Here is a 6402-nt window from a genome sequence, read left to right as displayed (position 1 = left end):
TTATTGGAGGAATGGATAAGGATACAACTTACGCTGAAACAAGGGATTCTAAAATCCTTGCAAGCAAGGACAAACTCCTTGGGGCGTTTAACAATCTATTCCCGGACATTCAGGCCATACCGGAATACTTTTTAGGAGCCTTTTACGGTGGAACGCATGACGGATTGCCTGTAATCGGCCAATACGAGACCTATCCACATTGTTATATCCTTATGGCTTATGGAGATAACGGAACCGTATATAACGGAGTCTTAGCCAAAGTTGTTTCGGATAAGATTCTAACCGGATCCAGCCCTGATTTGGAAATCTACCTGCAAAGCAGACCTCTTGTAACCCGGTAAGATGTATTTATGTTGTATCGGAAACTAGCCCGCGATCTGGATAACGATCCACTTTCTAAGAATAAAAGCGATAGGTATGCCCGTTAAGGGCTTTCTTATCGCTTTTATTTTCGGATGGTTATCCTTACAAATTGGTTCATGTTTACTGCCCGGCATCCGGTTTGTTTAACCTCCTAGTTTTCAAGTCTGACCGGGAAATGGAAATTCTGCTGGAAACCTCGATTTCAGCTTCTTTAAAATGACCGTTCCAATCTTTCTTCGCAAGCTTATACTGGGAATGGTGATGCCGGTTCATATACTCACCGAATCCATAAATATCCACACCAAACTCCTTTTGTATACGGACAATCGTGGATTTAACCTGTTCGTTCAAGTAATTAGACTCCAGCTGTTCCAGTTGCCGATACCCTGCCGCAGTATCAAGAGGAAAATCCGTATCAATGCTGCTCACATGGCCTTCTCCTGCAATTGATAATTTTACATGCGGGCGTCCGTTATTCAATGTTACATCCATGGTTGTGTGTATCGGGTTCATCCGAATCGTTGCGATACCTTGCTTGTTATCAACCGGAACCGCAAAGCTCGTTCCTGTAATCTTGTCTCTAATCAGGTTTAACAATCTTGTATCTGACACCGAAATGAAACCCAGGAGCTTGTCCTCTCTGAACACTGCAGAGCCAGCACATTTGACGATTGCTTTAGGAATAGATGATGTTGTGGCTTTGCTGTTGTCGCTATTGTTGACATCTCCTTCTACAGAAATTGCAGCGAGAACAGGCTCCCTTCCTTCATCCAACATTGCATCTGTATAGTTGTACAATGTACTTTTCGGAGTGCCTCCCCAAGAACGGAAAAAATGAATGATCTGCATTCTGAGCTTCCAGCTTGCATATTGTCCGCTTGGGTACATGATCTTCAGTACATCTGATGCCGGTGTATCTTTGGCAATCAGTAACAGAACGTCCTCGCGCACAAAGCGGGATCGCTGAAGAACATCAATAATCTGATCTAATCCCTTTCGCGCAATACTTTCATCGATGACAACCATATGAATATGAGAGAAGATGATTTTCCGCTCAACCATCTCATTCATCCGGGAAGAAGCCTCACTGATTGATTTTCCCTCCATGGTATATAGAAGTGTAGGAGGCCCTCCGCTGCCGTTTTGTACTCTTTGCGCCTCGGCGGGATTTAACACTTCCATGGTGAGCTTTAACATTCCATTCTTCCCTGGCTCAATCGCCATTCCGGTCAACATGGAAGACTGGTTCACCTCCACCCAATCCCAACAGCCGCTTTGGAGCAGACATAAGATGGCCGCCATAATCAGAATTAAACTTTTACGCAGCATTTCGCTCCCCCTTTTTTGCGCGCTTCGTAAGACTGGATGTTAGATAAGGTATCCCGAAAGGTTCGATACGCGACAAGTGAATCAACAAAAACGAAACCGCAAGGAAGACGCCAAACAAACCTAGAATGGAACCGAGTATGATAAGCCCGTATCGGAATAAACGTATTCTTGCACCAAAGCTGTAGATTGGGGATACAAAACCTGAAATAACCGTTAAAGAAACAACGATTAAGCTCACATTTGACACAAATCCCGCCAAAACAGCAGCTTGTCCAAGTACCAGCGCGCCTGCAATTGAGATGGATTGTCCGATAATGCGCGGCATGCGGGTTCCTGCTTCTCTAAGGATCTCAAATGTGATCTCCAGCACCAAAACCTCAAAAACCACCGGGAATGGAATGCCTTGCCGCTGGGCGGCTATGCTCGTGAGCAGCATGGTCGGAATCAGCTCCTGATGATAACAAGTGATTGAGATATAGAGTGCCGGCATACAAAGTGAGATTAGAAAGGACAAATATCGCAGGTACCTGATAAAAACACCGAAGGAGAACCATTGGTAGACGTCCTCAGGTGATCTGAAGTAATCATTAAATAGTGAGGGAACCATGAGTACGAACGGACTACCGTTTACGATAATGGCGACACGCTTATCCATCAAACCATTACAAATATTATCTGGCCGTTCACTTGCATAGACAGTCGGAAACAAAGAAAGTTCCTTGGTCTGGAACAGGGTGTCTAGGTTGCTGGAAGCGAACAGACTATCCATTTTGTGCTGCTTAATTTTATCGCGAATTCGATTCAAGACGTCTTTCTCAACTAAGTCGTCTACGTAGGAGAGGTAAATGGACGTCATTGTTATCTCGCCAAGTTCATATTTCTCAAAGCGCAGGTTTGGGTTCTGAATCTTCCTCCGGATTAAGCTGATATTCGTCTCTGCTGATTCCGTGAATCCATCCTTAGGTCCAATGGCTACACTCTGCGTAGTCGGCTCAGTTACGGCACGCGTTTCAAGTTCCTTGATATCAATCAATAAAACTTCTGTCATACCGGAGAGATATAAAGCGGCATAACCTTTCAATATTAGGTCTGTGAAATGCTCAACGTCATTTGATGTCTCCATGGTTAATCCCGCCAAATACTGTTCTCGGATCCGATCAAGCCACTGGTTTTTTTGCAATTTGTCAACAGGGTCCACAGTGTGTGTGAGTGGTTTTATGACATTTTCCATTAGAAAAGCAGTGTTAGTCATTGAGGTCAAATAGCTAAACACCCCTGTTTCCCCAAAAATCCTAATCGTTACGGATGCCAAATCAGAGGTTCCTCCCAAACGCTGTTCGATTTCCTCTTTTACAGACTCTATATTAATGCCGGTACTTGGTTTTATTTCATCTGTAGTCATAATTCTTCTCCCTTCAGATTACGAATCCAGACAAGAAGCAGAGTGGCAGCCGGAATCGCCAGCTGCATCGGTATATGCAGCCAGAAGATGACATGTTCCAGACCTTCCTCGATATGTTCGCCATAATTGTTCGTAACCAAAATGGAATAGCCGCCAATAAGGAACGCACATGGTAACGTGAACTTTCTAAAGTCTTTCTTAAATACGAACGCGGCACCCTTTGTGCCAGCGTATAAAAAGATCGAGCACTTTATAAGAACACTAAAAAAGATGATAAACGCCACTAGCGCATCCATACGGGTAATAAAGTCGCCTATATTGATTTGTCTTGCTGCGTCCAATAATGCAAAGACCGAGAATTTCATGTTCTCCTTCCCGAGTGTACAGATCTGCAGGAGGCTAGAGAAGGTTAGCACGCAGCAACTGCAAATCATCGCGGCCAATCCCAGTACCCGAAATCGTCTTGGGTTACCGAGTCCATTCACAAATACGAGGAACACGATTATTTCTCCGTAAGGAAACCATATCGTGCTTTTCCATGTAGCAGTGATTACAGGTGAGACTCCCTTGGAGAGAAGCGGAAGGATTCGTTCCGTATCCAATGATCCGCTGAAACCGAGAAATACCGCCAGCAGGAGAAAGAAAAAGAGAACCATACCCAAAATCGGGATGGCTACACGGCCAATCGTAGATAGTCCTCCGGCTGAAGCATAAGCAATGACTAAAGTGAACAAAAGAATGAGCAATTCCTCAGGGGTACTCCCAAGAAGTGTTGTCTTGACTAACTCAATCATGTCGCGTACGTTCCGGGAGGCAATATATAAAAAATACACGGTATATCCTAATACAAGAACCTTGCCCAGTAATCGTCCCCATATTTTATATAAGAGCGAATATAGGTCGTTACTCTTACCAGCCATTAGCAAATAGGTATATAAGATGAATAAAGCGCAGGAAGGAACAAGGGTGATTAGATCTACAATCCATGTGTCCTCAACCAATCGGGGAGTCCCAAAAATAATTGAGGTACCCAGCAGAAAGACAGTCATGATTGTAAAGGTGTGAAAGGGTTGAAGGCGGGTTGTCTTCATTGAAGTCTCATCCCCTTTTTCTCGTCAGCATTAAGACTAAACGCCTGATTAATGCTGAGTTTTTCAAGTCGGTTCCCCCTGCCGTTAAGAGAGCAGCCCCAAGAAACCAAAGAAATGAAGAATTAGTAGGAATGAAGTATAAGTGTAGCAATGCAGATTGGAATGAAAAACGATATACTAATACGTCAAGGAACACCAGCAGCACTGTCCCCATAATCGCTAGAATAAAAATGCCAAGAAAAATCAATGCATCGCCCCCCGTTCACTTGAGTTAATGTTAATTTGATCCTTTGAACTCCTTATTATGTAATTTGCCTATATCAAATTTTAAAGCCGATCCTTTGTGGGATCGGCTTCATTGAATTCCTTAATTTTGTCTGTTCTCCACAGATTTCATACGGTTTTGATCGTCAGGCAGCCGGTCATTACTGTTGTCCTGACCTGCTTCGACTTCACCGTGGCCGGAGACAGCCCGGGCAAAGTTTGTGAACTGCCTTTTTTCTTCATCCTGCGCGTGCTTCAGCTTAAGAAGCTCCTGCGGATCCTGAGTTGTCATAAGGTTTAACCTCCTAAGTAATCAATTTGTTGATTCGCACTACAGAAGTTTTCCATTACAACGCGGAGCTTATGCAAGAAATTCACAAACGCGGCAATCCTGCCCCCTCCCGAACAGGAAGTTGTTTAACATACTTGTCAGATTGCTTCATGCGTTTAATAATTTCCTCATATTCAGATCTGTAAGGCGCAATGTTTTTATTTTTTTGAAGCTTTTTATGGAGGTCGCGGTCCCGTCCTCAAACCCTTTTTTACCGGGTATAAAGAGGATATCATCATTAAAGAATGATCCGGACGGCAAATAATACCGGACTCCAATTGTATTGTGCTTAACATTCAGCAAATCTTGACCGAATGCTGTGAATCCTAAGCTTTTCAAATCAATTCCCATGATATTCGCAACGGTAGGGAGGATATCCGTTTGCCCCCCCGTAAGCTCCACTCTTTGTCCGGGGTGTTTCCCCGGCAGATGAATAAGGAGTGGAATGTTTAGGGTGCTGATCTGCTTGTGATAACGGATGCCAAAGGTCTGGCTGATCTTCTCGGGATTATATTTCTTTTTGCTTAATCCGAAATGATCCCCATATACGACCAGAACACTCTGGTTCCAAAGTCCGGCATGTTTAAGCTTCTCAATAAAGGTACCAAGTGCATAGTCAGCATAGTTAACAGCTGTAAGATAATTCCCCAGCAGTTTTCCGTCCAGGTCCTTGTTTAACTTCAATCTCCTGCTGGCCTTAGGTATTTTAAAGGGTGAGTGACTCGATACAGTAACAAGTTGTGCATAAAACAGCTTGTTGTTTCGATGTAGCGGCTGCAGCTTTTCGATAGCCACCGTATACAATTCTTCATCGGAGGCTCCATAACGGTTAAAGATTTCTTGCTTAAAATAGGGTTTATCATAATACTTATCGAAACCTAATGCCGGATACAACCGGTCCCGGTCCCAAAAGCTTACCTCATTAACATGGAAAGTGTTGGAAATATATCCCTTGGCGTGCAGTAGCTTTGCTATGCTGGGAAAATCCCGGTCTGCGTATCCGGATGACATCGCTGGATCACCTACAGGGTAAATAGAAGTGTTGCTCGTAAATTCGGCATCCGAGGTATTCCCCCGCCCTATTTGTGAAAAAACGTTAGGGAAGTAGATACTTTTAGCCGACAGCTTATTTAAATTTGGAGTGACTTCCTGCCCTTGGACCGATAGATTCACAAGAAAATTCTGAAATGATTCAAGCTGCACTACGATCAGGTTATATCCGTTACCTGCACCGAAGTACGCCTTTTGATTGACCTTCTTATATTCAAATATTTTTAATGGAAGCGGGCCGCCCAAAGCTTTGAATTTAAAATCAGCCATACTGAAGAGAAATACCATCAGTAGTATAGCCGTTCTCCGGAAGATTAAATTACGTAGCATTTGATTCCCTTTCTTTTGCCTCATGCTGCTTTGTTTATTGTGGTCATTACCGCTGTAATTATGCAGCTACCCTATCCTATTGGGCTAGACGCAACGCCAATTACATCCCAATGGAAGACGAAGATGACCAATGCATCAAGAATAATATTCACGACAACGCTTAGAAGCATACAAAGCCCAATGGCCATTGCGATAAATCCGATAACTAAACTGCTGTAAAAAGGGAATGAAGAAATATTTTT

At 43.5% G+C, this 6402-nt stretch carries 5 protein-coding genes and 1 pseudogene; 1 reads left to right on the top strand and 5 read right to left on the bottom strand.

What is annotated here, in order from left to right; all coding sequences use genetic code 11:
• Positions 1 to 341 (top strand): annotated as a pseudogene (locus AQR02_RS34070) (NAD(P)/FAD-dependent oxidoreductase); the annotation flags it as partial.
• 142 nt (positions 342 to 483) lie between these two features.
• Here the strand turns inward: AQR02_RS34070 and AQR02_RS11215 are convergent.
• The 5 genes from AQR02_RS11215 to AQR02_RS11190 all read right to left on the bottom strand — a co-directional run bounded on the left by AQR02_RS11215 (position 484) and on the right by AQR02_RS11190 (position 6100).
• Positions 484 to 1665 carry a Ger(x)C family spore germination protein gene (locus AQR02_RS11215; protein ID WP_245237603.1) on the bottom strand — a complete coding sequence of 394 codons (1182 nt, stop codon included), beginning with the start codon at positions 1663 to 1665 and terminating at the stop codon, positions 484 to 486.
• Positions 1666 to 1681: 16 nt separating this feature from the next.
• Complete coding sequence (locus AQR02_RS11210) at positions 1682 to 3094, bottom strand: spore germination protein (RefSeq protein ID WP_054940631.1); 1413 nt, start codon at positions 3092 to 3094, stop codon at positions 1682 to 1684.
• Positions 3091 to 4185 carry a GerAB/ArcD/ProY family transporter gene (locus AQR02_RS11205; RefSeq protein ID WP_054940630.1) on the bottom strand — a complete coding sequence of 365 codons (1095 nt, stop codon included), beginning with the start codon at positions 4183 to 4185 and terminating at the stop codon, positions 3091 to 3093. Before AQR02_RS11205 ends, AQR02_RS11210 begins: the two co-directional genes overlap by 4 nt.
• A 367-nt stretch (positions 4186 to 4552) precedes the next feature.
• On the bottom strand, positions 4553 to 4741 hold the full coding sequence (locus AQR02_RS11195; RefSeq protein WP_054940628.1) for a hypothetical protein: 189 nt from the start codon (positions 4739 to 4741) through the stop codon (positions 4553 to 4555).
• A gap of 147 nt (positions 4742 to 4888) precedes the next feature.
• Complete coding sequence (locus AQR02_RS11190; protein ID WP_159067741.1) at positions 4889 to 6100, bottom strand: LTA synthase family protein; 1212 nt, start codon at positions 6098 to 6100, stop codon at positions 4889 to 4891.
• Positions 6101 to 6402 lie beyond the last annotated feature (302 nt).

It is taken from the genome of Paenibacillus ihuae (genome assembly GCF_001368795.1).
GTDB lineage: Bacteria > Bacillota > Bacilli > Paenibacillales > Paenibacillaceae > Paenibacillus_AQ > Paenibacillus_AQ ihuae.
The sequence above is the reverse complement of the archived record's forward strand: the minus strand, read 5'-3'. Positions and strand labels throughout refer to the sequence as shown.

Coding starts and splice junctions, on each gene's coding strand:
- AQR02_RS11190 (WP_159067741.1), bottom strand. CDS start 6,100: ATGGCTGATTTTAAATTCAAAGCTTTGGGCGGCCCGCTTCCATTAAAA.
- AQR02_RS11205 (WP_054940630.1), bottom strand. CDS start 4,185: ATGAAGACAACCCGCCTTCAACCCTTTCACACCTTTACAATCATGACT.
- AQR02_RS11215 (WP_245237603.1), bottom strand. CDS start 1,665: ATGGCGGCCATCTTATGTCTGCTCCAAAGCGGCTGTTGGGATTGGGTG.
- AQR02_RS11210 (WP_054940631.1), bottom strand. CDS start 3,094: ATGACTACAGATGAAATAAAACCAAGTACCGGCATTAATATAGAGTCT.
- AQR02_RS11195 (WP_054940628.1), bottom strand. CDS start 4,741: ATGACAACTCAGGATCCGCAGGAGCTTCTTAAGCTGAAGCACGCGCAG.